Annotated in this window: 22 protein-coding genes, 1 tRNA gene, 1 other RNA gene and 1 pseudogene; 13 read left to right on the forward strand and 12 right to left on the reverse strand. The window is 58.1% G+C overall.

Going from position 1 to position 24,615, the window contains the following annotated elements:
• Positions 1-2: 2 nt before the first annotated feature.
• Entirely contained in the window at positions 3-1,115 is a 1,113-nt protein-coding gene (gene prfB / locus CRD20_RS02735) for a peptide chain release factor 2 (protein ID WP_038626269.1), read from the reverse strand.
• Positions 1,116-1,162: 47 nt separating this feature from the next.
• On the opposite strand from prfB, the gene CRD20_RS02740 reads away from it, so the two are divergent.
• Together CRD20_RS02740 and hisN are read left to right on the forward strand one after the other, a co-directional pair.
• The gene (locus CRD20_RS02740) at positions 1,163-2,047 is read left to right on the forward strand and encodes an inositol monophosphatase (RefSeq protein ID WP_070642150.1); all 885 of its coding nucleotides are present in this window, start codon (positions 1,163-1,165) and stop codon (positions 2,045-2,047) included.
• 10 nt (positions 2,048-2,057) lie between these two features.
• Positions 2,058-2,858, forward strand: a complete 801-nt coding sequence (gene hisN / locus CRD20_RS02745) for a histidinol-phosphatase (RefSeq protein ID WP_016423237.1) — start codon at positions 2,058-2,060, stop codon at positions 2,856-2,858.
• 42 nt (positions 2,859-2,900) lie between these two features.
• Here hisN and CRD20_RS02750 read toward each other — a convergent pair whose 3' ends face one another.
• The gene (locus CRD20_RS02750; protein ID WP_016423238.1) at positions 2,901-3,239 is read right to left on the reverse strand and encodes a helix-turn-helix transcriptional regulator; all 339 of its coding nucleotides are present in this window, start codon (positions 3,237-3,239) and stop codon (positions 2,901-2,903) included.
• Positions 3,240-3,311: 72 nt separating this feature from the next.
• On the opposite strand from CRD20_RS02750, the gene arsB reads away from it, so the two are divergent.
• Positions 3,312-4,379 (forward strand): ACR3 family arsenite efflux transporter, encoded by a 1,068-nt coding sequence (gene arsB, locus CRD20_RS02755; protein ID WP_187404795.1) that lies wholly within the window; start codon positions 3,312-3,314, stop codon positions 4,377-4,379.
• Positions 4,380-4,394: 15 nt separating this feature from the next.
• Entirely contained in the window at positions 4,395-4,823 is a 429-nt protein-coding gene (locus CRD20_RS02760) for a low molecular weight phosphatase family protein (protein ID WP_016423240.1), read from the forward strand.
• Here the strand turns inward: CRD20_RS02760 and CRD20_RS02765 are convergent.
• Complete coding sequence (locus tag CRD20_RS02765; RefSeq protein WP_049189562.1) at positions 4,820-5,326, reverse strand: hypothetical protein; 507 nt, start codon at positions 5,324-5,326, stop codon at positions 4,820-4,822. The two genes, CRD20_RS02760 and CRD20_RS02765, sit on opposite strands and share 4 nt — an antisense overlap.
• A gap of 211 nt (positions 5,327-5,537) precedes the next feature.
• On the opposite strand from CRD20_RS02765, the gene CRD20_RS02770 reads away from it, so the two are divergent.
• From CRD20_RS02770 to CRD20_RS02780, 3 genes and pseudogenes are all read left to right on the forward strand, one after another.
• Complete coding sequence (locus CRD20_RS02770; protein WP_187404796.1) at positions 5,538-6,494, forward strand: DUF418 domain-containing protein; 957 nt, start codon at positions 5,538-5,540, stop codon at positions 6,492-6,494.
• Between the two features lie 2 nt (positions 6,495-6,496).
• Complete coding sequence (locus CRD20_RS02775) at positions 6,497-7,570, forward strand: trypsin-like serine protease (RefSeq protein ID WP_187404797.1); 1,074 nt, start codon at positions 6,497-6,499, stop codon at positions 7,568-7,570.
• 58 nt (positions 7,571-7,628) lie between these two features.
• Positions 7,629-7,947 (forward strand): annotated as a pseudogene (locus tag CRD20_RS02780) (sodium:glutamate symporter); the annotation flags it as partial.
• A 552-nt stretch (positions 7,948-8,499) separates the two neighbouring features.
• Here the strand turns inward: CRD20_RS02780 and CRD20_RS02785 are convergent.
• Together CRD20_RS02785 and CRD20_RS02790 are read right to left on the reverse strand one after the other, a co-directional pair.
• Positions 8,500-8,573 (reverse strand) — tRNA-Met (locus tag CRD20_RS02785).
• Positions 8,574-8,773: 200 nt separating this feature from the next.
• Positions 8,774-11,761: a UPF0182 family protein gene (locus tag CRD20_RS02790; protein WP_016423244.1), complete on the reverse strand. Its 2,988-nt coding sequence runs from the start codon at positions 11,759-11,761 to the stop codon at positions 8,774-8,776.
• A gap of 151 nt (positions 11,762-11,912) precedes the next feature.
• Between CRD20_RS02790 and CRD20_RS02795 the strand changes: the two genes are divergently transcribed.
• Both CRD20_RS02795 and CRD20_RS02800 read left to right on the forward strand, forming a co-directional pair.
• Positions 11,913-12,494, forward strand: a complete 582-nt coding sequence (locus CRD20_RS02795; RefSeq protein ID WP_049180920.1) for a PPA1309 family protein — start codon at positions 11,913-11,915, stop codon at positions 12,492-12,494.
• Between the two features lie 267 nt (positions 12,495-12,761).
• Positions 12,762-13,601, forward strand: coding sequence for a GDSL-type esterase/lipase family protein (locus CRD20_RS02800; RefSeq protein WP_038626297.1), 840 nt, complete (start codon positions 12,762-12,764; stop codon positions 13,599-13,601).
• A gap of 74 nt (positions 13,602-13,675) precedes the next feature.
• Here the strand turns inward: CRD20_RS02800 and ssrA are convergent.
• Positions 13,676-14,060, reverse strand: a transfer-messenger RNA (tmRNA) gene (gene ssrA, locus CRD20_RS02805).
• Between the two features lie 356 nt (positions 14,061-14,416).
• Here ssrA and CRD20_RS02810 point away from each other — a divergent pair.
• Positions 14,417-14,812, forward strand: a complete 396-nt coding sequence (locus CRD20_RS02810; protein WP_016423247.1) for a DUF3887 domain-containing protein — start codon at positions 14,417-14,419, stop codon at positions 14,810-14,812.
• Between the two features lie 28 nt (positions 14,813-14,840).
• Here CRD20_RS02810 and smpB read toward each other — a convergent pair whose 3' ends face one another.
• Positions 14,841-15,344, reverse strand: coding sequence for an SsrA-binding protein SmpB (smpB, locus tag CRD20_RS02815; RefSeq protein ID WP_005511394.1), 504 nt, complete (start codon positions 15,342-15,344; stop codon positions 14,841-14,843).
• 176 nt (positions 15,345-15,520) lie between these two features.
• Between smpB and CRD20_RS02820 the strand changes: the two genes are divergently transcribed.
• The 3 genes from CRD20_RS02820 to CRD20_RS02830 all read left to right on the forward strand — a co-directional run bounded on the left by CRD20_RS02820 (position 15,521) and on the right by CRD20_RS02830 (position 19,102).
• Positions 15,521-17,164 (forward strand): AbgT family transporter, encoded by a 1,644-nt coding sequence (locus CRD20_RS02820; RefSeq protein ID WP_083229264.1) that lies wholly within the window; start codon positions 15,521-15,523, stop codon positions 17,162-17,164.
• A gap of 163 nt (positions 17,165-17,327) precedes the next feature.
• Entirely contained in the window at positions 17,328-18,095 is a 768-nt protein-coding gene (locus CRD20_RS02825; RefSeq protein WP_005511397.1) for a S9 family peptidase, read from the forward strand.
• Between the two features lie 20 nt (positions 18,096-18,115).
• Entirely contained in the window at positions 18,116-19,102 is a 987-nt protein-coding gene (locus CRD20_RS02830; RefSeq protein ID WP_187404798.1) for a cation diffusion facilitator family transporter, read from the forward strand.
• A 29-nt stretch (positions 19,103-19,131) separates the two neighbouring features.
• On the opposite strand, the gene CRD20_RS02835 is transcribed toward CRD20_RS02830, so the two are convergent.
• The 5 genes from CRD20_RS02835 to CRD20_RS02855 form a co-directional block, all read right to left on the reverse strand.
• Positions 19,132-20,961, reverse strand: coding sequence for an ABC-F family ATP-binding cassette domain-containing protein (locus CRD20_RS02835; RefSeq protein ID WP_049171263.1), 1,830 nt, complete (start codon positions 20,959-20,961; stop codon positions 19,132-19,134).
• The gene (locus tag CRD20_RS02840) at positions 20,945-21,460 is read right to left on the reverse strand and encodes an NUDIX hydrolase (RefSeq protein WP_048733558.1); all 516 of its coding nucleotides are present in this window, start codon (positions 21,458-21,460) and stop codon (positions 20,945-20,947) included. Before CRD20_RS02840 ends, CRD20_RS02835 begins: the two co-directional genes overlap by 17 nt.
• A gap of 24 nt (positions 21,461-21,484) precedes the next feature.
• On the reverse strand, positions 21,485-22,399 hold the full coding sequence (rsmA, locus tag CRD20_RS02845; RefSeq protein WP_187404799.1) for a 16S rRNA (adenine(1518)-N(6)/adenine(1519)-N(6))-dimethyltransferase RsmA: 915 nt from the start codon (positions 22,397-22,399) through the stop codon (positions 21,485-21,487).
• A gap of 65 nt (positions 22,400-22,464) precedes the next feature.
• Positions 22,465-23,616 carry a resuscitation-promoting factor gene (locus CRD20_RS11125; RefSeq protein WP_275451915.1) on the reverse strand — a complete coding sequence of 384 codons (1,152 nt, stop codon included), beginning with the start codon at positions 23,614-23,616 and terminating at the stop codon, positions 22,465-22,467.
• A 165-nt stretch (positions 23,617-23,781) separates the two neighbouring features.
• A complete protein-coding gene (locus CRD20_RS02855; protein ID WP_115598903.1) occupies positions 23,782-24,606 on the reverse strand; it encodes a TatD family hydrolase in 825 nt (274 codons plus the stop codon).
• Positions 24,607-24,615: the final 9 nt, after the last annotated feature.

The following is a 24,615-nucleotide window of genomic DNA, read 5'->3' on the forward strand; positions in this document are numbered from 1 at the left end:
CGCTACTCCCCTTCGGACTGCTGAGCCATGCGCCAGCGAATACCGGCCTCAATGAAACCGTCGAGGTCACCGTCGAGGACCGACTGCGGGTTGTTGACTTCGTATTCGGTACGCAGATCCTTCACCATCTGGTACGGGTGCAGCACATAGGAGCGCATCTGGTTACCCCACGAGGCATTGCCGCCTGCGCCGAGAGCGTCCAGCTCCGCGCGCTCTTCCTGGCGCTTCTTCTCCAGCAACTTCGCCTGCAGAACACGCATCGCAGATGCCTTGTTCTGGTGCTGCGACTTCTCGTTCTGACAGGTCACCACGATGCCGGTTGGGACGTGCGTAAGTCGGACCGCGGAGTCCGTGGTGTTCACCGACTGCCCACCTGGGCCGGAGGAGCGGTAGACGTCGATACGCAAATCTGACTCGGGGATGTCGATGTGATCGGTTTCCTCCACAACTGGCAGCACCTCGACCTCAGCGAAGGAAGTCTGGCGGCGCCCCTGGTTATCGAAAGGACTAATACGAACCAGACGGTGCGCGCCCTGCTCGACCGAGAGGGTGCCGTACATGTACTCGCCATGAACGACGAAAGTAGCGGACTTAATGCCGGCCTCTTCAGCGTAGGACGTGTCGTAAACCTCGACCTTATGTCCGTGCTTGTCGGCCCAGCGCAGGTACATGCGCATGAGCATCTCGGCCCAGTCAGCGGCATCCACGCCACCGGCACCGGAGCGGATGTTGATGACCGCCTCGCGCTCGTCGTAAGGCCCCGAAAGCATGGTGGTGACCTCGAGAGATTCGATGTCCGCACGAAGCTCAGCGCGTTCGGCGTCGGCCATCTCGACGGCGTCGGGGTCGCCCTCCTCTTCCGCGAGTTCGTACATCACGGAGAGATCGTCGAGGCGCCCGCGCAGCGAGTCGATCTTTTTCTTCTTCGCCTGCGCCTGTGACAGTGCGCTGGTGACCTGCTGCGCGTGGTCGGGGTCATCCCACAGCGACGGGTCGGCGGCCTGGGCTTCCAACTCCCTGATCCGGTCGGAAAGCTCGTCGACATCAACCACCTTCTCAATGGTGGTCAGCGTCGCGTCGAGTTCTTTGAGGTCAGCATTCAGATCCGGGTTCACGGGTACTACCTTAGCTATACCGCCTGTTTCGGTGCACAATAGGACGTATGTCTGAATCCACCGCCAGCCAAGATTCCAGTCAAGACCCGCACCAAGATTCCAGTCAAGACCTAGAACTCTTTCTCTCCCAAGTATCCGAGTCGATTGTGGCATCGGATACCAGCGTTGCGGTTGCCATCGTGAAGCGTGCCGCTGCCATTGCCGCGCGTATGCGCGACGAAGGCCTGGTCACGGAGTACAAGACATCGATTTCCGACGTCGTCACCGCGGCCGACCGCGCAGCGGAGAAATTCGTCGTCGAGGCTTTGGCCGCGCTCCGCCCGGAGGACGGCATTCTTGGCGAGGAAGGGTCAGCGAAGGAGTCCCAGTCTGGTCGCACGTGGGTGATCGATCCTGTCGATGGCACCTACAACTTCACCACTGGTTCGGACTACTGGTGCAGCGCATTGGCGCTGGTTATGGGCGATGCGAACAATCCGGATGAGGTCGTCCTCGGCGCGGTGCACCGTCCGGCAACGGGCGAGAGCTGGATTGGTGGCCCCAATCTCCCGACCACTCGCATCAACCTCGATGGCACTGTTGATGACCTCCGGGTCACTGACCGCCCCCTCTCGGAAGTCTGCGCAGCGACCTACCTCCACACCACGGTGGTGAGCTCGAGCGAGGAATCCGAGGTCACCGCCACAAAGTCCTGGTTGGATGCGGTGTCCCGCAGCGCTACCTGGCGCATGCTGGGCTCGGCGTCGGTAGATATGGCAGGCGTGGCCGACGGCCGCATCGGCGTGTGGTTCCAGCGCGACGTCGCAGCCTGGGACTGGCTGCCTGGGTATGCGCTTATCTCGGGCGCAGGCGGCGAATGCACGTCGGTGGGGCGCTGGAAGCTCGCGGGCTCGAGTGGCCAGGTCGCAGAGTTACGTGAGGTTCTGCGCTAGAATTTCGGCCATGACCACCTCTTACTCCGAAGATCTCGCCCTCGCACTCTCGCTTGCCGACGCAGCCGACGAGCTCACGATGTCCCGCTTCGAGGCGGCCAATCTAATCGTCGAGTCCAAGCCCGACCTGACACCGGTCTCCGATGCCGATATCGCGTGCGAAAAACTGCTCCGCGAGATTCTGTCGGACAAGCGCCCGAGCGATGAAGTTCTCGGCGAAGAATTCGGTGGCGAAGCTGTGTTTGAGGGGCGCCAGTGGGTCATCGACCCCATCGACGGCACTAAGAACTTCGTGCGCAATGTCCCGGTCTGGGCCACCTTGATTGCCCTGCTGGAGGACGGCAAGCCGGTTGTCGGCGTAGTCTCTGCCCCAGCACTGGGCCGTCGCTGGTGGGCATCCGAGGGCGACGGCGCATTCAAGCGCACCCACGTCGATGGCCGGGAAGCCACCGAGCGCCGCATTGAGGTCTCGAAGGTGGCAGACATCGCGGACTGCTCAATTTCCAACTCTTCGCTCACCGGCTGGGCTGAGCGCGACCTACGCGATAACTTCATCGGGCTTACCGATGACGCCTGGCGACTGCGTGGCTATGGCGACTTCTTCTCCTACTGCCTGGTAGCCGAGGGTGCGGTCGATGTCGCCGCGGAGCCGGAGGTTTCCCTGTGGGACCTGGCAGCGCTTGCGATCCTGGTGGAGGAAGCTGGCGGCCGCTTCACTTCCCTCGCGGGTGTCAACGGGCCGCACGGCGGGGACGCAGTTGCGACGAATGGGTTGCTTCACGACGCCGTCGTCAAGCGCCTGGGCGGGTAAACAGGGTTTTCCAACCTATCGCAATTTGCGACGAGCGGCTCACTATCTCCCGTCCGCGTGACCGATATCCAGGATACGTCGCAGCTCAGCAAATACCTCAGGGCGTACCTCATGGGTTACCACCCGTCCACTCTTAGACCTAGTTAGCAGCCCGGCATCCGCCATGGTCTTTAAATGATGCGACACCGTCGGCTGACTAAGCCCAGAAACAGCGGCCAGCTCCCCTACGGTCATCGGACTACAGCCAGCGGCAGCGAGCTGAGACAAAATTTGCAGGCGCGCCGGTTGCGCCAGCGCTTTGAAGAGCGTTGCCGCAGCCTGCGCTTCCGCCGCGTCGAGAGGCCGACCGCCAAGTGCACAGCATTCTGAGATTTCGTCCATACCCGTTGAGGCTACACGGCCTCCCCTCTAAATATATTGACAATCATCGATATATTGATTACACCGGAAACTATGACACAGACTACAAAGTCACTCAGCTTCCTAGACCGCTTCTTGCCGCTATGGATTGCAGCTGCAATGGCAATTGGCCTCATTCTGGGCAAAATTGCACCGTCACTTGTGAACTGGCTGGCAGAGGCAAAAATTACGACAATTTCCGTACCAATCGCCATCGGATTGCTGGTCATGATGTACCCACCGCTCGCAAAGGTTCGATACGACAAAACGGGCAAAATTTTGACATCAAGGAAGCTGATGGGCATCACAGTCTTCCTCAATTGGATTCTCGGCCCCGCACTGATGTTCACCCTTGCCTGGATATTCCTCAGTGATAGTCCAGAACTGCGCACTGGCGTGATCATCGTCGGTCTCGCCCGCTGCATTGCAATGGTTTTGGTCTGGAACGACCTATCTTGCGGCGATACTGAAGTCGCTGCCGTATTGGTGGCCGTCAACTCGCTATTTCAAATTTTCATGTTCGGCGCTCTAGGGTGGTTCTACCTGCAGATTCTGCCCTCCTGGTTGGGACTGGAAACCACTTCCGCCACCTTTTCTTTTTGGGCAATCGCACTATCTGTAGTGGTATTCCTCGGTATTCCGCTTCTGGCTGGCGCGGCATCACGCATAATTGGTGAACGCACCCGTGGTCGCGACTGGTATGAAAATGAGTACTTGCCCAAAATCTCACCATTGGCACTTGCCGGCCTTCTATACACAATCGTGTTGCTCTTTGCGCTTCAGTCACAGCAGATTCTTGAGAATCCCTGGACCGTTGCGAAAGTGGCACTACCACTAGTGATCTACTTCCTCGCCATGTTCGCGATCGCTCTCACTTCGGCCAAGGCCGCGGGCATGAACTACGCAACCTCCGCATCGATTGCCTTTACGGCCGCCGGAAATAACTTCGAGTTGGCAATTGCGGTTGCGGTTGGCACCTTCGGCCCATTGTCCCAGCAAGCACTTGCGGGAACGATTGGACCACTTATTGAAGTACCCGTACTCGTTGCACTTGTCTACGTCACCCGCTGGCTCGGGCCACGCTTTTTTCCCAATGACCTTTCCGTACCGGACAAACTATAGAAAAAGGATTCTGAAATGAAGGAAATCCCGAAGGTACTTTTCATCTGCGTGGCAAATGCCGGTAAATCCCAGATGGCCGAGGCCATTGCGCGTGCAAAATATGCCACGCAGTTCATCGCCCTTTCAGCAGGAACGAACCCCAAAACTACTACCAATGCGCTTGCAGCCAAATCAGTTGCAGAAATCGGCGCTTCTATGGACGGTGCATCACCAAAGCCGATTGACCCCACGATTCTCCGGACTGCAGATCGTGTTGTCATCATCGGCGATGCCGCTCATGTAGAGCTCCCCTCGGACGCTCAAGGCTCACTCGAGCGTTGGCTTACTGACGAGCCTTCAAAACGAGGCATCGACGGAAAAGAACGCATGGACCTAATTCGCGATGACCTCGAGCACCGTATCGACGAGTTAGCTGTCGAACTCCGTTACACTAAGAATCCCTAAGCGGCAGAATCCAACAAAAGCCGCCTTATCGCCAGCGTAAGCCACACGACTGCGCCGACGCCTGCGATGAGGCCGAGGAGCAGGAACATCAGGCCGACTGCCCAGAGCCCGGTGGTGTCGTCGGTGCCGGCAATGATGCTCCAGCACAGGGCGTAGCCGGCGACGGCAGCCCACCAGGTGGGCAGCAGGTTCAGAGTTGGGACGGCCACGCGCATCATGGCAGAGGCAGTGAGGATGACCATCGCAAAGCCGCTGCAGAAAACCTGCCACGGCGAGTAGTCGTATTCGCCCTCGAGCGTCCACGCGAGCGTACAAAAGCAGATTAGGAATGCTGCGACGAAGACGAAAATCGTGTGCCCAAATGCGATACGCTCGCCGTATTTTTTGGCCAACCATGCGGCGCCCACCCATGCGAGGACGGTGGGGATGGCAATGATCAACAGGTACGCGAGGAAGACACCTGGCACCTCAGCCCAGGTGAAACTCGTCAGCATCGATGTCATGCCACCAGGCTACGCCTGCCTCTTAGCTTTTTGAGCGCGCTAGTTTCCCAGTAAAAACACAGACGAAACACCATGATTTACACATAGTCACTTAATGTATTGTCAGGTTCGGTTGCTACAACTAGAAAGTCGTTTTCAATACGCCGTTTGTAGAGAGTGCTTTTTACCAAAGAGCACCTCCCTATAAGTTGTAGTAAAGGAGAAATCCGGGGTGAATAAACCTACCCGAATTGTGGGGCTCGATATAGCGCGCTCACTCGCCATCATCGGCATGATCATTGTCCATATGGCCTCACTACTTTGGAGCACAAAGGTTGTGCTCTCTGGCCTACCCTCATCACTGTTCGCCATTATCGCCGGCGCCACAATGATGATTATCGGCCGCAATTACAGCAGCACTACCTTCTTGCGCCTGATCACTCGCGGTGCCCTGATCATTCTCATCGGCCTGGCGCTATTGCCGGTGGGTGGAGAAATTCAGGTGGTCCTCGTCATCATGGGCCTGGTCATGATGCTGGTTTCCTGGATGCCAGCGCTCGGAACCTGGTGGCGAGTCGGCTTCTTCATCGCCGCAACCATCGCCGCCACAATCAAGTACGCGCCTATGACGCTGCCGCAGATCTATCCACTACTCGCGTGGATCGCATATTTCATCGGCGGCATGCTGCTTTACGACGTCTACCTACGCAGTCGCCTGCAAGACACTTCCACCTCCGAGACCAGCGCTAATGCTCGGTTGAGCTGGATTGTCACCGCTGTCAGTGCTGTCATCACGGCCGTCGGCATGTACTTCCGATTTGATCCCGAGATTGCTGGCTGGCTCCGTTTTACCGGACACACTGGCGTCTTCGGAGAAATCATTCTCTCCGTCGCAGTTGCCGCCATTGTGCTGCACTTGTGCCTTTTCGTAGGCGATCGCTTCCCAGCTGTGGTTTACCCATTCGCGGCTATGGGAACAATGTCGCTGACCATCTACATCCTGCACGTTCTCACCGCATTTTATTGGCAGCAGAATGTTGCATTGCATTCCACATTGTCTGCAGCAGGTTTCATCGTATTCTTCCTCGTCATCGCTAGCCTCTGGAAGAAATTTGTCGGACAGGGCCCTGCCGAAAAACTCGTTGCCACCGCAATCAAGGCCATTGTTCCTTCTGGGAAAGGGGAATAACTGTGAAGAAAACATCTTTTTCCATCGCAGCAATTGTTAGCAGCACCCTGCTTCTATCTGCGACTCCAGCTATTGCATTGGAAAACGGCGAACCCGCGCCCGCCAATGCTGAAAGCAGTTCTGTGGCCGCGCTGAAGATTGGCAAAATCGGTAATTTCGGTGACTGCACCGGCACGCTGGTTGCCGATCAGTGGGTGCTCACCGCACGCCACTGCCTGGAGTCTGTGAACAACGAAGGGACCCAGGCCCGGATCGGCGGGAAGGTCTACGATGCCGATTCTTGGGCGCTTTCTCCAATGTCTGATGCGGGATTGCTTCACCTGACCCAAAAGGTCACCGACGCAACCCCGGCGAAGGTCTCCCGCGATATCCCCACACCTGGACAGACGGGAACTCTCTACGGCTGGAGCAGCAGCTCGTCCATGGCACGATCCGGGCAGCTTCCGATGACCAAGATGGTCGTCAATGAGCTGCTGGGCGGCGGGCCGACTGAAGGAACTCCAGGTGAGGCTGCGCCTGGTGGTGCTGTTCCGGGTGACGCTACTCCAGGCGAAGCTGTTCCGGGTGAGACTATTCCGGGCGGCGCTGTTCCGGGTGACGCTATGGAATCAATGGAGATGCAGCCAGGAGCTGCCATGCCAGATGACTCCAAAACCGAGTCGATCCCGGCAGGGACAGAAAGTATCCCAGCCGACGCTGCCATGATGCCAATGATTCAAAGCGCCATCCTGGACGCACATTCCGTTTCTGGCGCGGGTATGCAGGGAGGCGACTCCGGTGGCCCATTCTTCGTTGACGGAGAGCTCGCTGGTCTCGCTACCGCCGGAACCTCCAATGGCGACCCTGACCTGCCCTCCCCCAGCGCAGCTATCACTACCCTCGCTGGCACTGCTGACTGGATCGATGACATCACCTCCGGCCGTGACACAGAAAGTGTGCTAACTGCGGAGAACACTCCTGCTCCGCCAAAGACCATTCAGACCAGCGGTGATCACATGTGGGCCTACCTCGCCATCGCATGCGCTGGCGTGGTTATCGCAGCGGCTTGGTCGCGCATTAGGAATGGGCGACAGTAGAACCGTCTGACCTCAACCAAGACCACCTCCCAGAAGGAACTGGGTAGGTGGTTTTTTGATGAGGCGGTTCCTCCCCCGGTTCCAAAAGCTTCTCATCCCCGCACCGATTACTGCGGGCTTGCTCGGCTTGCTGCTAGGCCCCAACGCTTTGGGAATAATCCAGTTCAGCGAGCATGTCGGCGACTACGCGACCATTCTCATCGCGGCAGTCTTCGGTGCCCTGCCATTCACAATGGATTTCGATGCCAAGGTGCGCCAGCGCGCGCGAACGATGTGGTCCTATTCCGTAGGCATGTACCTGGCGCAGTGGGGATTCTTCGCACTGCTTGGCGTGAATTTTTTTTGCCCCACTGTTCAATACGTCAGACTGGTGTGGCTATTCGGTGGAGTCGCGCTTATCGGTGGGCTAGCCCTGTTGATTCCGCCGATGATCATGCTGAAGAAATCGAAGGCCAGGGCTTCGTAGAGTTCTTTATAGAGGGCGGGGACAGGAAAAGTTTTCTCCCGCCCTCTACTGTTGCGACCCCACCGTGGACTGACCAGGCCCGTCTGCCAGCTATTTTCTAGCGCTGCGCTCACCTATCGATGCATGATTCACCTATCGATGCGCTCCAGCGTATCCATAAGTGAATAACTCATCGATATGTGAAACCGAAAGCCAGCAGCGCGTACATGAGCTGAGGCGAATCGACCGGAATCAACCCAGCACCCCCTCAAGCTAAGTACCTTCAGGCCGACTAATCGAGCAGCGCCTCACACTGCATTTCTGATGACCGCCCCTTTAATGCCCGGTTGTGCAGTGCGCGAGTTCGTCAGACCCAACGGCTACCCAACGACTTACCCCCAAAAAAACGGTGAAAAACGGTGATTTGACCCCCGAATAACGAAGACCCCTACCAGCGTTTACACCGGTAGGGGTCTCTTCTTAGTGGCGGGGGCTGGATTCGAACCAACGACCTCTGGGTTATGAGCCCAGCGAGCTACCGAGCTGCTCCACCCCGCGTCAACTGTCCTGGCTTTTACAAGCACTCACAGCGGGTGCTGACCTCTCCGGCCAACGAGATGTAACTGTAGCACGGACCTTCCAACAAAGACCAATCCCCAGGTCATAGCCAGTTTCGCTACAACCTGGGGACTCTGCGAACCATAAGACCCTATGATTCTCGGCTAATCTCCCGTTGCAAGCCTTACTCTCTGTAAACCTTACTGGCCGTTGGCCTTCTGGTAGTCAGCGGCAGCGCGGTCGAGCTCGGCAAGTGCCTGGCCCTGGGCTGCGTAGTCACCGTTCTTCTGGGCGTCGTTAAGCTTCTTTAGCGCGTCGGAGATACGGCGAGCGGCGTCGTCACGCGCAGCGACATCAACCTTGCGCTCTTCCTTCGGTGCCTCGTCGTCGGACTCAGCGTCGGCGGCGTCCTTGTCCTTATCCGACGGCTGCTCCTCAGCCTCTTCCTCACCGCGGACCTTGGTCACGGCGGAAGCATCGATACCGACCTGACTCAGAGCCTCAGTGACCGTAGCGCCGTAGCCCACCTGACCGCGGTAAGCGACGAGAATACGCAACAGCTTCGGGAATGCGGTCTCCTGCCCCTTGCGTTGGGTGTAGACCGGTTCGACATAGAGAATCTCGCCATCGCCGACCGGCAGCGTCAGCAGGTTACCGTTGGTGACTACGTTCGTACCCTCGAGCAGGGTGCGGTCCTGGGCGACCTCATCTGCGGACATCATCGTGTCCTGCGCCTGACGTGGACCCATGGTCTGGGTGTTGGTCGGCAGAGCACGAATAGTGATTTGGCCGTAGGTCTCCGGCTCGGAGGAAGCACTCATCTGAGCGGAGAGGAACTCACGCTCCAGTCCACGGAATGCCGAGATCAGCTGGAAGCTCGGCTTGCCGCTCTCCGGATCGGAAGCGACAACATAGTACGGCGGCTGAGAGAGGTTCTTGTCTTCCGGTGCGGTCGGGTCGGACGGGACAGACCAGAAGGAGTCATTGGCGAAGAACACGCCCGGATCGCTGACGTGGTACTTCGCCATCAGCTCACGCTGAACCTTAAACAAGTCCTCCGGGTAGCGCAGGTGCTCCTGCAGCTCCTCGGAAATCTCGGACTTTGGCTTCACCACACCTGGGAAGACGCCTTCCCAGGCCTTGAGCACCGGATCTTCCTCATCGAACTCGTAGAGCTCAACGGTGCCATCGTAGGCATCGACGGTCGCCTTGACCGAGTTGCGGATGTAGCTGACCTCGCTGTTCGGCAGCGGGCGTGGAGTGCCATCCGGGTTAATGGAGTCCTGCGTGGTTTCCTGGAGGCTCATGCGCTGGGAGTACGGCATCTTGGCCAGCGTGGTGTAGCCGTCGACGATCCACTTCATACGGCCATCGACTACAGCCGGGTACGTCTTGGTGTCGGTAGTCAGCCATGGGGCGACCTTCTGAACACGGTCACGCGGATCGCGGTTGTAGATAATCTTGGAGTCCGACCCAATGCGGTCGGACAGCAGGATGTTGAGTTCCTGGTAACGGGTGGCGAAAATCATGCGGCTGGCAAGTCCGCCAACGCCAACACCGCCCTCACCGTCGTAGGTGAAGTTTCGGCCGTCAGCATCGTACTCGTAGTCCTTGCCGTCACCATTGCCACCGACAATCGCGTAGTCGGCATCGCTGTTGGCGATAACCGGACCGTAGTAGATACGCGGCTGCTTCAGGTTCAGGTTCATGCCGTTCGGGTCCTCGGACTCGAACAGGTCAGCCACGGTGTACAGCGGGTAACCACCGCGGGCGGAACCGGACTCGGAGGCAACCTCGTCAACCTTATTAGCCGGCGCAGCAACGAAACCATTGCCGTGAGTGTAGACCGTGTGACGGTTAATCCAGTCAGTCTGGTTGCCCTGCAGAGTCTGCGGGTTCAGCTCACGAGCAGCGACAATGAAGTCACGGGACTCCCCATCAATCTGGTAGCGGTCAATGGCAAGCGGATCGGAGAAACCGTAGAAGTTCTTCAGCTGACGTTGCTGAGTGAAGGTACGCGGCAGGACCTCCGGATCCAGGATTCGGATATTGGCCAATGTCGCGGCATCGCGCGAAATCGAATCCGCACCTTCCTTTGCTGCCTCCTTATCGCCTTCCTTTTCAGCCGGAACGCCCCAGTCGCGCTCGACCTTCACCTTGTCGTCGGTAAGCCCGTAGTGGTAGCGCGTCGATTCAATGTTGCGCGCAATGTATTCACGTTCCTTGGAAGCGCGGTTCGGGTTAACCGAGAACTGCTCAACTGCCATCGGCCAGGCCACGCCGATCAGCCCCGCGGAGACCAGCATCAGCACTGTGGCAAACGCCGGAATGGAGAGGTTGCGCAGGAAGATAGAAGCGAAGAATGCAGCGGCCACGACAATTGCGATGACCAGCAGCGTAATCTTTGCCGGCAGCAGCGCATTGATATCGGTGTAGGAACCACCGGTGAAGGTTTTCTGCTTGTTATTCAGCAGCTCATAGCGGTCCAGCCAGTAAGACACAGCCTTGAGCAGCATGAAAACACCGGCCCAGCACGCCAACTGCGCACGAGCCGCATTGGAAACGCGGGTCTTCTCCCCTGTAGTCGGGTTACCTGGGCGGATGCCACCAAGGAAGTAATGTGTCACCAGCGACAGCAGGAACGCAATAACTACCAGGACAACCAGCGTCGAAACGATGTACGACCACAGCGGCAACTGGAATGCATAGAAGCCCAAGTCCTTGCCGTACTGCGGGTCAGTCTCACCGAAGGACTGCCGGTTTAAGAACAGCTGCACCGTCTGCCAATTGCCCTGCCCCACAAGGCCACCGAGTACGCCGAATACAACGGGCAGCGTGGTGAACATCGACTTCGAACCAGATTCAGCCATCCGTCGGTACACTGCCTGCGGGCTGCGTGGATCCGTCAGCCCGAGGTCGACGGGACGCGAGCGCCACGCCAGCCACATAGATAGAAATGTCAGTGCACCCGTTATTAGGCCTACGGTGATAAACAGGACAATACGAGTGAGCCACGTGGTGGCGAATACCCCTCGATAGCCCACTTCACCGAACCACTGAAAGTCCGTATAAAAATTGACGGCGATGGGAATAACAAAGGTCAGCGCGGCAATCACCAACACGGTAATTGCCAGCCACCCCGGGCGGCCACCCGCCGATCGTCTCGGTCGAGTCTGGTTTAGAGACAACGTCTCTCCTGTTCAAGTTGAGCTTGACTTACCAGCGAGCTGGCAAGTCGAACGTACGCTTATCTGTCATCTACTCTAAATAAAGTTCCTAACAATTGACTAAGGATGCTGTTTAAACAGCGTTGCCAGGAAAGGGGCGTCGTCAAGCGTCATGAGCGAAAACAACGGCACACAGACTCATCTCAGCCAGCAGGCACTCAATCGCGCCGTGCGCGAGGCTGTCGAATACGTCCACGCCGAAGGTTGGGACCGTGCTCCGAGTCTCTTCGCCCTCGTCCCCACCGCCGCGCTTGCCGACGTGCTTGCCGACGAGCTGATTGACAGCGCCCCGCTGACTGTCGTTGCGCAGGAGCCTCTCCCCGAGGGAATTGAAGGTGGTAGCCCTGAGTTGGCGGACTTTATCGCTCGAACATCGTGGCCAGCAGGTGTCGTCGGTGCCGTGTTAGCGCAGGAAATTATAGTCCTTTCCCCGGAGCAGGCGGACAGTTTTGAGGGAGCATCCGTAGACGAGGTGCGGGCACAGGCGGATGGCGAGGCGGCTCGTCAGGCACGTCTTTTCAGTGGCGTTATCAGTGAGGGGCCACACCTAACGCTGATTCAGCCGCGCCCCACAGAAGCAGAACTGGATGAGCGTGGCCCCTTTGCTGAAGATGAGATTGAGCTAAAAGATGGTTCTGGGGTAGCCGATGGTGTCATCGCTGCGCTGTACTCCACGTTCGGAAGTAACTCATAACTCCACCTACCAGCGACAAGAGACAAACAAGAGGCGTTGAAAGCGCCGAATATCCTTATAACTAGCTGATTCCGGTTGACATCAGGACTAGAACCTAGTTGTATAACAAAGTGATAAAGGCGCGTCTCTAAGTTTCCGCTCAGGGTTCTGTTGGACTTGGTTCTGTTGGACTCGGATTCTTCCAGGGACGGGCGAATGTGGCGAAGAAATCGCGAGTGTAGCGCGAGTTTTTCCTTCTATTGGTTTTCAACTAAGAGGTTTTTAATTATGAAGAACAACGTTGTTCGCCGTGCAGCAGCCTCGGCAGCTGCAGCTTCTGCGCTGGCAGCCTCCCTCCTGACTGGTGGTGTTGCCAACGCTCTTCCTACTGGTAACTACGTTGCCTTCGGCGATTCCTTCGCTGCTAACCCGGGCCAGTCCGATCCGGCCGTGCCGGGCCGTGGTGGCTGCCCAATTTCGGTTTCGAACATCGGCTCTCACGTTGCTCGCGAGACTGGCCTTGAACTGCACGACTACTCCTGCAACGGCACTACCGCTTTCATGCCGACTCAGCCGCAGAAGTCCCTGATGGGACAGGTTGACAACGCTATCGCCCAGGGCTCCCTCGGCCCGGCTACCCAGCTGGTGACCATCTACGTTGGCGCCAATGACGCAATGCAGGGCGCTGTGCTGCCAATGCCGGTTCAGGATGACCTGTACACCACCAACGTTGTTGCCGCGGTGCAGAAAATCAAGGCCGCTAACCCAACTGCTCGCGTCATGCTGATTGGCTACCCAGCTTTCACCTCGAATGATCCGACTCACTACGCTTGCCCGGTCAACGCCGCAGGTTTTGCACCGCACATTCCGGCTGCCGGCATGCACCAGTTTGAGATGGCTCTGCAGAACCGTCAGGAGCGCGCTGCAAATGAGTCCGGCATCGGTTTCGTCAACATGAAGAACATTGCCAACATCGATGTCGCAATGTGCGGCCCGGACGGTGAGCGTCAAGTCTCGGCAATTCTGGATACTGACGTTGCTTCCTACAACATGACCAACCACCCGACCTTCCACGGTTCGGCAGTTACTGGCACCACCATCGCCAACGTCTACAAGAGCACCTTCTAAGGTCTTTCGACGTCGCTCAGACGTCTTCAAGTACAACGAGAAAATCCCCGGCCATAATGACCGGGGATTTCTATTTGTGGAGCTGCCGAGAATTGAACTCGGGTCCACCGCCAACTCGCCAGGGCTTCTCCGTGCGCAGTTCGCACGATCGCCTCTACTCGACCCTTCGGCTCAGGCAAACATGTCCGAATGACGGGCCCAGCCGCAAGTAAGAAGATCCCCGATGAGCCTTACGGCACACCCATCGGGCGAGCCCTTTTAAGTCGATGCCAGGGTCCGGACCAAAGGGCAAGCCCGGTCTGACAGACACGCTAGTCGCTTAATTAGGCAGCGAGAGCGTAGTCGCGCTGAGTGTTCTCGGCGCTTAATCAGTTGCTACGACGCTTAAACGGTGGTCTCTAGCCTGCACCGGCACGCTTCCCCTGGCTCACTGTACGGTGTCGAAACCATGTCAGCCCCATACAACGCCTTCGAGCGCGGGAATGTGCGTAGCACTCAAAGGATGTTCAAGAATAACGCTTTACGACGAGAAAAGTCAACAAACCTCGTCATAAAAGCCAGCAACCCAATACGGTCGTCAACTCCGGGTTGACACTAGCGTCAACCTATGGTTGACTGCAGTCATGGATCCATTGACGACAATCCGTCACCGACTGCAAGCAACGAACATTGCCGAACAAGAACTTGAAGATGCCGTGGCGCAGGCTCGCGCAGCGGGCCATTCATGGGCAGAGATTGGAAATGTACTCAATATCTCCCGGCAAGCGGCATTCAAACGGTTCGGAAGTGTCCAAAACCCCGTTTCAGGAGAATTGATGACTGCCACAAAAACTACACATATCGCCGAACTCGGCGAAAAATTCCTTCGCCACATCATCAACGGTGAAGAAGCAGAAACCGTAAGCATGATCTCCCCAAAGCTCCGGAAGGATCTCCCCTGGTCCACTATCTACTCTGTCTGGGAAGATGTTCTCACCGAGACTGGGGCGTTCGAATCTTTCGACGACACCCAAGTCACCAGCCTCGGGGGAACCAGGACTAAGGAACCGACCTCGCAGAAACTCCTGTCGAAGATTCTCGGCACAAGTCTCGTCATCACCACCCTCAAACATGAGGCTGGCGAATGGATGGCTCGAGTTGCCTTTGACCGTCACGAAAACGTCATTGGCCTGCTCATCCTCCCAGTCGATGCGACTGAGTTCCCCTTCTAATAGAGCCCTTTCCTAATGAAGACCTCTGCTACCCCTTGATGCCCTTCACACGGCGACCCAGCGCACGAGTAGCTTCGCGCTCCTCCGTGCGGCGCTTGATGTCCTGGCGCTTGTCATAGTCCTGCTTACCGCGGGCGAGTGCGAGCTCGACCTTCAAGCGACCGTTGGTGAAATACAGCTTCAGGGGTACAAGCGTGTTGTTACCATCGCGGACCTTGCCCCACAGGGTGTCAATCTCCTTGCGGTGCAACAACAGCTTGCGCGAACGACGCGGCGAGTGATTAGTCCACGAACCGTAGGAGTACTCCGGGATATGCAGCCCGCGCAGCCACACTTCTCCGTCATCGATGGTCGCGAAGGCGTCGTTAAGCGATGCTTTGCCCTCGCGCAGCGCCTTGACCTCAGTGCCCACGAGAACGACACCGCATTCGTAGGTGTCAAGAATGTTGTAGTCATGGCGGGCACGACGATTGGTGGCCACCACCGCGTTGTTGGCGCTGACCTTTTCTTTCTTCGACTTCTTCTTGCCCATAACCTACTTAACTCTAGTCGAAGAAGGTGCACTACAGCTATTTCCTAGCTATTCCCTTAACTTTCCCTTGTGCGCCTCCTTGCAGCCAACATATATATGCCTCTGGCCTTTTACGTTGTGACGCAACTTACTTTCCCCTAACCTTTTACCAACGTCTAACACAGAGGGATTTAAATATGGGACAGTCAAAAACGTTGGAACCGGACAAAGCGCCCCCGAAGCCAAAGGGGTTCCTAGCAACACTGGAACGCATCGGCAACGCACTGCCAAATCCGTTTTGGCTATTCGTGATTCTTGCCGGTGTAGTCATCGTTTCTTCGTGGCTCGGTGAGGCTGCGGGTATGCAGGCTAAGGATCCCGCGTCGGGTGACATCATCGAGGTGGAAAGTCTCGCTACCGCTGAGTATCTGCAAAAGATGGTTTCTGAGGCGGTAACGAACTTCACGGACTTCGCACCAGTTGGCCTGATTCTGGTGTGCATGCTCGGTGTCGCCATTGCGGAGTACTCCGGTTACATCGGCTCGGCAATTCGCGCGGCAATTTCCAAGGTGCACTCCCCTGTCCTGCTGACATTCATTGTCGCCCTGGCCGGCGTGACTGGTTCGATCGCTTCTGACGCCGTCTACGTGATTCTCATTCCGCTGGGAGCCGCCTCATTTGCCGCGGTTGGCCGTAACCCTATTGTCGGTGCGATGGTCGCCTTTGCCGCCTCGTCGGCCGGGTTCAATTCATCACTGGTGCTCAACATTACCGATGTGCTGCTGGCAGGCATCTCCACGCATGCTGCGCACTTCGTAGATCCGGAATACGTAGTTTCGCCGCTGGCCAACTACTTCTTCACCATGGCCTCGTCGATTGTGCTGGCTCTGATTATTACGGCTGTTACTGAGCTGTTCATCACCAAGCACGTGGAGAAGACCATCCACGAAGATCATGTTGACCACGAAGCTGCCGAGTTCACCAAGCCGGGCGCTTCGGAGGAGGCTGCTGAGGAAAACGCTAAGAAAAAGGAGCAGGACACCGCGTCGAGCAGCTCCAACAGCGGCCGCGATAAGCTCGTTCTAAATCCCTCCGAACGCCATGGCCTGCGCTACGGCAACATCGCCGCCGTCATCTTCCTGGCGCTGTGGTTCGCTGCCCTATTCATCCCGGGTTCGCCTCTGCGCGGCGAAGGCGACGGCATCTTGAATTCCGTGCTGCTTACCGACGTCGTGGTGTCCATTGCCCTCTTCTTCGCCGTGGTCGGTATTGCGTACGGCATTGGCGCCAAGACCATCACCTCCTCTGCAGATGTGCCCGCCTTCATGGAACGTGGCCTGGGCACACTGACCACAATGATGGTGCTCTTCTTCGCTGTTTCGCAGTTCACGGCCTACTTCAAGTGGTCCAATATCGGCCAGTGGACCGCCATCAAGGGCTCCGAATTCCTGACCAAGGCGGATCTGCCGCCGCTGTTGCTCTTTGCTGCCTTCGTCCTGATGGTGGCTGTTCTCAACATGCTGATTACCTCGGGCTCTGCACAGTGGGCACTGATGGCGCCGGTCGTGGTGCCGATGCTGATGTACGTCAACGTCTCCCCGGAGGTCTCTCAGCAGCTATTCCGTATTGGTGACTCCCCGACCAACATCATTACACCGATGTCGCCGTACTTTGCGCTGGCACTGACCTTCCTGCAGAAGTACTACAAGCCGGCGGGTGTCGGCACGCTGATGTCACTGGCCATCCCGTACTCGCTGTGCATGCTGGTGGGCTGGTTCCTATTCTTTGTCGTGTGGTATCTCGCGGGTATTCCGCTGGGGCCAGGAGTTCCGGTGCGTTAACTCACAACTTCTGGGCAACTGAGGGATTGGTCGAATTTTTCGGTCAATCCCTCACTTATTTGCGGTACTCGGGTCTAGTATTGCGTACGGTCGCCACCACAACGGGCGTCGTTAAGCGAAAACGTACACACTTTGAGCACACACTGAGACGCGGATATAACCTATGCCAACAAAGCACCTAAAATTTACGGGATCGACAGGCGAGACTCTAGCTGCATCGATTGATTTGCCGGATGGTAAGCCACGCGCGTGGGCACTATTTGGTCATTGCTTCACGTGTAATCGGATGGTGCCCGGCGCGTCACGCACCTGCAAGGCGCTGGCGAAGAAGGGCATTGCGGCGTTCCGGTTCGACTTCACTGGTCTTGGGCAGTCCACTGGCGATTTCGGTGAGACGACGTTCCAGACCAACATTGATGATCTCAAGGCTGCCTACAAGTTCATGGAGGCAGAGTTCGAGGCACCGTCACTACTAATTGGGCACTCGCTCGGTGGCGCAGCGGCACTGAACGCCGGCCACGATATGCCGAAGGTCAAGGCGGTAGCGACAATCGGTGCGCCCTTCGATCCAGCTCACTCGATTGTGCGCATCGCCGGTGATATTTCGACGGTCGATGAGCATGGCACGCAGGTTCTGCAGATTGAAGGTCGTGGCATTCCGATCTCCCGTGAGTTCCTGGAAGTGTTGGCGGACTACAACCCGGAGGTCTATCTCAGCCAGCTGCGCAAGCCGCTTCTGATTCTGCACTCTCCGACCGACCAGACCGTCGGTATCGACAGTGCGCAGAAGATTTTCCAGGTATCTCGCTATCCAAAGTCTCTGATGAGCTTGGATCGCGCGGACCACTTGCTCACTCGCGCTAAGTCCGCTGCGCGTGCCGCTGACCTGATTTATGCGTGGGCTGACAGCTATCTTCCGGAGGCTGAATAGCCCTGTTATCATTAGGAGTTATGGACACGACTGAACACTCTGGCCATTCACACGGCCACGGTCACTCACACGGTCATTCACACGGCCACGGTCACGGCCATGACCACGCTCATTTTGACCCCGCGAATACTCCTGCTCGCCGCCTTCTCGCGGCTGCTGGTCTAACTCTTGTCGTTTTTCTCGCCGAGCTCATCGGGGGCTTGGTTTCGGGTTCACTGGCGCTGCTGGCAGATGCCGGCCATATGGTGACGGACTCCGCGGGCCTGCTGATGGCAGTTGCCGGTTTGGCTATCGCCCAGCGCGGAGCCAATCACCGCGCGACGTACGGGTACCGTCGTGTTGAAGTTCTGACTGCTCTCGTCAACGGTCTGACCGTTTTCATCATTGCCGCTGTGATTCTCTGGGGCGCAATCCGGCGATTCGGGTCAGTGGAGCAATCTGAAATCCAGACCACGTCGATGCTCATCATCGCGGTCATCGGCCTGCTCACCAACGTGATTGCGGCGTTCCTGCTCGCGGGTGCTGCCAAGGAGAGCGTCAACGTCCGCGGCGCATATCTCCATGTGCTTGTCGACGCCGCTGGTTCGGTCGCCGTCATTATCTCCGCTATCGCTATCGCATACACCGGCTGGACTGCCATCGACTCGGTGGTCTCTATCGTGATTGCGGTCTTCATTGTCCCGCGCGCTGCCATTCTGGTGCGCGACTGCCTTCACGTGTTGCTGGAGTACACCCCGGAGGGCGTAGACACCGAGAAAATTACTGCTGACCTGTCTGACTTGGACGGAGTGGTCGATGTCCACGACCTCCACGTCTGGTCCCTCAATGGCAATGACCTGCTGGCGTCTGTCCATCTCGTGCGCTGCGACACGCTCCCCAACGGCGACGAGCACGCATTGCTCGACCGCGCGCAGGCACTGCTTCACGACGTCCACGGGATTGAACACGCCACGGTGCAAATTGAAAGAACCGGGCACGCTGACCACGAGTACCCGGCTCATACCTAAAATGTTCGGCTAGTAGCTGAAGTAAGATGCTAGCCCTCGAGCTGCTCCCCTAGCTCCAGCCACTCCATCTCCAGCTCTGCCTTCTGCTCAACCACCTCCGCAGCACGGCGATCGAGGTCCGCCAGCTTTTGTGTGTCCAAGTTGGCTACATCAGCACTCGCTTCCGCCATCTGCGCATGCAGTTCACTTTCTTGCTGGCTGAGCTTCGCCATCTTCCGCTCCAGAGCACTCATCTTCTTCTGGACAGCATGAGCTTCCGCAGCCGAGAGCTTCGAGGTATCCTCCTCTGAAGCTGCGCCACGGGTCTGCGGACTACCGGCATTTGCTTGAGAGGCACCACCACTAGCGGCCGAGTCAGCCAGCTGTGCGCGACGCTGGAGGTACTGACTAATCCCGCCTGGCAAGTTCGTCAGCTCGCCATCGCCGAAGAGGGCCCAGGTCGAGTCGGCAATACGCTCAATCAGGTAGCGGTCGTGCGAGATGACCACCAACGTGCCCGGCCAATTGTCCAGCAGGTCTTCCAATTCCTGCAGCGTGTCAATATCCAGGTCATTCGTCGGCTCGTCGAGCAGCAGGAAGTTCGGCTCACTCATCAACACGCGTGTGAGTTGCAAGCGGCGACGCTCACCACCGGAGAGGTCTGCGATTGGGGTGCGCTGCCGCTTCGGGGAAAAACCCAGTCGCTCCGCCAGTTGCGAGGCGCTAATTTGCTTCTTGCCCAGGTCAATGTAGGTCGCCACGTCCTCCACAGCGTCGAGCACACGCATATCCAGCGGCAGATCATCGAGCTCCTGTCGCAGCCAACCCAGGCGCACCGTCTTGCCCTCAATCCGCTTGCCATCGCTTAAGGGGTAGTCTCCCGCCAATGCGCGCAACAAAGTCGTCTTACCCGAGCCGTTGACACCGACCAGGCCAATGCGCTCGCCGGGGGCCAGACGCCACGTGACGTCGTTAAGCAATTCCCTACCGTCGGGCGTTTCCAGGGACGCATGCTCTAGCTCCACGACCACCTTGCCCTGTCGACGCTGCGAAAACGCCATCAACTCCACGGAATCACGCGGCGCCGGGACATCGGCGATGAGAGCCTCAGCTGCTTCGATGCGGTAGCGAGGCTTTGAGGTGCGGGCCGGCGCACCCCGGCGCAACCACGCGAGTTCCTTACGCGCAAGGTTCTGGCGACGCTGCTCGGCGGCATCGGCTTGGCGCGCACGCTCGGCACGCGCGAACGTCCAGTCGTTGTAACCGCCATCGTAAAAATCGACGGTGCCGTCGTGGACTTCCCACGTCTTCGTGGCAACGGTATCCAGGAACCAACGATCGTGCGTGACGACGACCAGGGCTGCCCGGCGCGAAAGGACATGATCGGCCAACCACTGCACACCCTCAATATCGAGGTGGTTCGTTGGCTCATCGAGAATGAGCAGATCCAGATCTCGGACCAGCGCGGCCGCCAGGTTAACGCGACGGCGCTCACCACCGGAGAGATTGGCGACCTTGGTATCCATACCGAGGTCATTGATACCGATGCCATCGAGGACCTCGCGGATGGAAGCGTTACCCGCCCACTCGTGTTCAGCGAGTCCCAGCGGTGCAATGACGCACTCAAACACGGTGGAATTCGGGTCGAGCTCGGCGCCCTGGGTGACATGCGCCATGGCCATGTCGTTGGCTCGCGAAATACGTCCGGAGTCCGCTGGCTCCACGCCTGCCAGAATCTTCAGCAGTGTGGACTTGCCGCCACCGTTCAAACCGACAACACCGATGCGGTCGCCCTCTTGAACACCGAGGCTGACGCCGTCGAGCAGAGTCTTGAGCCCGAAGGACTTAGAAATATTCTCGCAATTAATCAGATTCGCCATGATGAGTATTTATTGTGCCCCATTCGACGTTGCCAAGCACACGCCGGACATACCAGGCCACCGGCAGCTCATCGAACTGCTCTCGGGTTACCCATTTAAACTCCGGATGCTCGCCGCTGAGCTGGACATTCTGCGTGTCGTCGGCCTCGCGTACTAGAAAGGTCACCGTGTGGAAGCGGAAATTCTCCCCGCCCAAGTCCGGATTGGAATAGTGGGCAAATTCACTGACCTCCGCTGCGCGCAGGCCGGCCTCTTCACGCAGTTCGCGCACAGCGGCCTCCGCGGGCTCCTCCCCCGCGTCGAGCTTGCCACCGGGCAAATCCCACTGGCCCCCGAGGAAGCCCTCGTATTCACGCAGCAGAAGCAGCAAGCGGTCACCTCGGAAAACTATGCAGTTGCACACCCAGCCGTCGTCGTCAGGCCAGAACTTAGTCCAAGCCAGGTCGCGCGGTTCGCGCCGGCCGATTTCGGCCCTGCTGGGGTTGTCGTCACGGTGCATGGGGGAAAGATCGCCTGTCCTTTGTTAAAAGCGCTGGTCTCGTGAGACCTCAGCGAGGCGAACGAAATCGGCAATTTCGAGCTTCTCTCCTCGCTGCTTGGGGTCAATCCCCGCTGCCATAAGCGCCTCTTCGGCTGCGGCACCAGATCCGTAAATCCCCGATAGGGCCGCACGGAGGGTCTTGCGGCGTTGCGCAAAAGCAGCGTCGATAAGCGGGAAAAGGCGCGCGCGAAATTGCGGCGAAATCTCCCACGGAGCCTCGGGGGCATCGGCGGCATTGGGGTTCTCAGGAGCGTCGGAGCGGGCGTAGCAGTCAATGCGCACAAGCCCGGAATCAACCTTCGGGACCGGCCAAAAGACGTGCGGACCAATGGCACCGGCGCGACGCACTGTGCCGTAGTAGGCGGCCTTGACGCTGGGGACGCCGTAAATCTTGGAGCCCGGCTGAGCCGCCAGCCGGTCAGCGACCTCAGACTGCACCATCACGAGCACGCGGCGGATGGTGGGGAGCTCGGCAAGCATGTGCAGCAGCACCGGTACCGAAACGTTGTATGGCAGATTGGCCACCAGCGCATCTGGGGCGGTCTGAAAGTCCTCGCGGCTGACCTTCAGCGCATCTTTCTCAATGAGCTCGAGTTCACAGCCCTCAGCGCGCTCAGCGACTGTCTGGGGCAAACGCTCCGCCAACCGAGAATCGATTTCAACAGCCGCGGCGCGGCCGCAGTGTTCGAGCAGCCCGAGGGTCAGCGAGCCCAAGCCGGGGCCGACCTCAACAGGGTAGGAATCCTCCGGCAAGTCCGCCGCAGCGACAATTCGACGCACGGTGTTGGCGTCGTGGACGAAGTTCTGCCCCAATTTCTTCGTCGGGACAATATCCAACTGCGCCGCCAAGTCGCGCACTTCGACCGGCCCCAGGAAAGAAACTTCTGCTTTAGTCACAGTTAGATACTACGGGGTCAAAAGACAAAATAGGTTTAGCTCGTTTTGGCTAGTCTGAACTAGCTTTAACGAAGCCCCATGGAAGCGGTGCAAGCGGGCCATGCACCCCAACCCTGACCAGCCTGGACGCGCTCGGCGACAGCGATCTGCTGCTCGCGGGAAGCCTGCGATGCACGCGGTGCATACTCAGTACCGCCGTAAGCTGCCCAGGTGGAATCGGTGAACTGTAGACCACCGGAGAAACCGTTACCGGTATCGATAGCCCAGTCGCCGCCGGACTCACACTGAGCCAGCTGATCCCACACACCGTAGCCAGCGGCCGGAGCTGCAATGCGAGACTTAGTGCCCTGGCGGATAGTGGAGATACCCGGAGCCTTTAGCTCCTTTTCTTCCAGGACCTCGCGTCCGAGCTCTTCGCCGTCGCGAGAGGTGACCTTGACCTGACGCTCTACCTGGCCCGGCTCACCCTCCTGCTCAACGATGCGCTCGTCTTCGAACATCGAATCATCTTCAATGATGTTCTCGTGAGCTGGAATTTCCTCAGTCTCGGTGATGGTCTTATCAATCAGACGAGACAGCGCGATGCGCATGCCTTCAGTGACCGGCGCATCCAGACCCGGCTCAACGGTGTCGTCTTCACGCAGCTCAATGCCACGCTGTGCCAGTACATCACCGACGGTCAAAGCCGGGACGGTCAGGTCGATGTCCTTGGCATCGTCGTGAAGCACAATATTCTTGGCACGAACGACGTCGAGTTCGACCCCCTTAGCGGAAATCTCGCCCTTTTCGACCTCGACCTTGTCCTTATCGGAGATGAGCCCCTGCTTCTTCAGACCTTCAATCAGCTCATCGGTAGTGATGGCATTGGTCTTGTGCTCCTGCGGCTTGCCATCGACAATCATCGTGACCGGCTTGACAGAGCGGTAGACCAGCTTGCCGCCGTCCGTGAGGTCGCCCTGACGCTGAACCAAGTCTCCGCCGGTGGTTTCGACACCAGCCTTCTCTAGAATGGCCTTGTCATCCTTGGACCAGGTTGCAATTTGCTCGACCTTGCCGTCAATCTCGACGGTGATGGTGTCGTAGTTGGATGCTGCGACAGTGCCACCCAGAGCAACAGCAGCGACCAGACCGCCAGCAGCGATCTTGGACGAAGTGGAGACTCCGTCGTTAGCACGATTGAGATGACGCTTCTTCGCAGCACTCACGGGGTTCGTCACAGCCTTTCGGAGGATGGGCAGCTTTCAGATGAAAGAAATACAGTTTGTAACAGTACGGTAAAGATTCAGTGTTGTCTAAAATATATCGATAAAAGTGACGGGAAATACAACAAACCGCCCCGGCTGCATTTCCACAGCTCAGGGCGGCGATACGCCGGCACGTGCTTAAATGCCGTACACCCGACGTGCGTTATCCGTCAAAATCTGCGCCATCTCCTCCGCCCCGATTTCTCGGGCCGCAGCCATCGCACGCGCCTGATGCCCGATAAAAGTTGACTCATTGCGCGCACCTCGGAACGGCTCCGCGGTCATGTAGGGGGCATCGGTTTCCACCAGCAGCTGCTCCGCCGGCGCCTCAGCCACAGCCTGCCGCAGGTAATCATTGCGTTTGAAGGTCACGTTTCCGGTAAAGCTCAGCAGGTAACCGCGCGCAATGGCCTCGCGGGCAACCTCAATGGGCGAGGAGAAGCAGTGCAAAATGACCGTATTGTCATAGCCGTCCAACGCCGCCATCAGATCTTCATCGGCGTCGCGGTTATGAATCATCAACGGCTTGCCGACGGTTGCTGCGAGCTCCATATGCCACTGCAACGCAGCCAGCTGTTCGCTCTTCGACGCGCAGCCGTCGAGAGAATCCAACCAGTACCAATCCAATCCCGTCTCCCCCACGGCCACAACCCTGGGGTCGGCAGCCATTTCGGTTAAGCGGGCCTTGGCGTCGTCGTCAAGCTCGTGCGCGCGCGTCGGATGGATGGCGGCGGCGGCCCAGACGTTGGGGTGCGCGTGTGCGGCGGTAAAGGCCAGTTCGGTTTCCGGCATGCCATCGCCGACCGTGCAGACTCCGACGACGCCCGCTGCGGCGGCCCGGTCCATGAGCGCCGCAATCTCTTCCGGAGTTTGCGCCCCACAGGACGCGAGATGCGTGTGGGCGTCAAACAGCGGAGTGAGATACTCCGCGGGTTCTGCAATCTTGCGTTTGCGCTTTCCCATACCTCTACT

It is taken from the genome of Corynebacterium sp. LK33 (genome assembly GCF_014334955.1).
Lineage (GTDB): Bacteria > Actinomycetota > Actinomycetes > Mycobacteriales > Mycobacteriaceae > Corynebacterium > Corynebacterium jeikeium_D.

Excerpts from the sequence above, each read along its gene's own strand:
- CRD20_RS02740 (WP_070642150.1), top strand. The coding sequence starts at position 1,163 with ATGTCTGAATCCACCGCCAGCCAAGATTCCAGTCAAGACCCGCACCAA.
- hisN (WP_016423237.1), top strand. The coding sequence starts at position 2,058 with ATGACCACCTCTTACTCCGAAGATCTCGCCCTCGCACTCTCGCTTGCC.
- CRD20_RS02750 (WP_016423238.1), bottom strand. The coding sequence starts at position 3,239 with ATGGACGAAATCTCAGAATGCTGTGCACTTGGCGGTCGGCCTCTCGAC.
- arsB (WP_187404795.1), top strand. The coding sequence starts at position 3,312 with ATGACACAGACTACAAAGTCACTCAGCTTCCTAGACCGCTTCTTGCCG.
- CRD20_RS02760 (WP_016423240.1), top strand. The coding sequence starts at position 4,395 with ATGAAGGAAATCCCGAAGGTACTTTTCATCTGCGTGGCAAATGCCGGT.
- CRD20_RS02765 (WP_049189562.1), bottom strand. The coding sequence starts at position 5,326 with ATGACATCGATGCTGACGAGTTTCACCTGGGCTGAGGTGCCAGGTGTC.
- CRD20_RS02795 (WP_049180920.1), top strand. The coding sequence starts at position 11,913 with ATGAGCGAAAACAACGGCACACAGACTCATCTCAGCCAGCAGGCACTC.
- CRD20_RS02800 (WP_038626297.1), top strand. The coding sequence starts at position 12,762 with ATGAAGAACAACGTTGTTCGCCGTGCAGCAGCCTCGGCAGCTGCAGCT.
- CRD20_RS02810 (WP_016423247.1), top strand. The coding sequence starts at position 14,417 with ATGACTGCCACAAAAACTACACATATCGCCGAACTCGGCGAAAAATTC.
- smpB (WP_005511394.1), bottom strand. The coding sequence starts at position 15,344 with ATGGGCAAGAAGAAGTCGAAGAAAGAAAAGGTCAGCGCCAACAACGCG.
- CRD20_RS02820 (WP_083229264.1), top strand. The coding sequence starts at position 15,521 with ATGGGACAGTCAAAAACGTTGGAACCGGACAAAGCGCCCCCGAAGCCA.
- CRD20_RS02825 (WP_005511397.1), top strand. The coding sequence starts at position 17,328 with ATGCCAACAAAGCACCTAAAATTTACGGGATCGACAGGCGAGACTCTA.
- CRD20_RS02830 (WP_187404798.1), top strand. The coding sequence starts at position 18,116 with ATGGACACGACTGAACACTCTGGCCATTCACACGGCCACGGTCACTCA.
- CRD20_RS02835 (WP_049171263.1), bottom strand. The coding sequence starts at position 20,961 with ATGGCGAATCTGATTAATTGCGAGAATATTTCTAAGTCCTTCGGGCTC.
- CRD20_RS02840 (WP_048733558.1), bottom strand. The coding sequence starts at position 21,460 with ATGCACCGTGACGACAACCCCAGCAGGGCCGAAATCGGCCGGCGCGAA.
- CRD20_RS02855 (WP_115598903.1), bottom strand. The coding sequence starts at position 24,606 with ATGGGAAAGCGCAAACGCAAGATTGCAGAACCCGCGGAGTATCTCACT.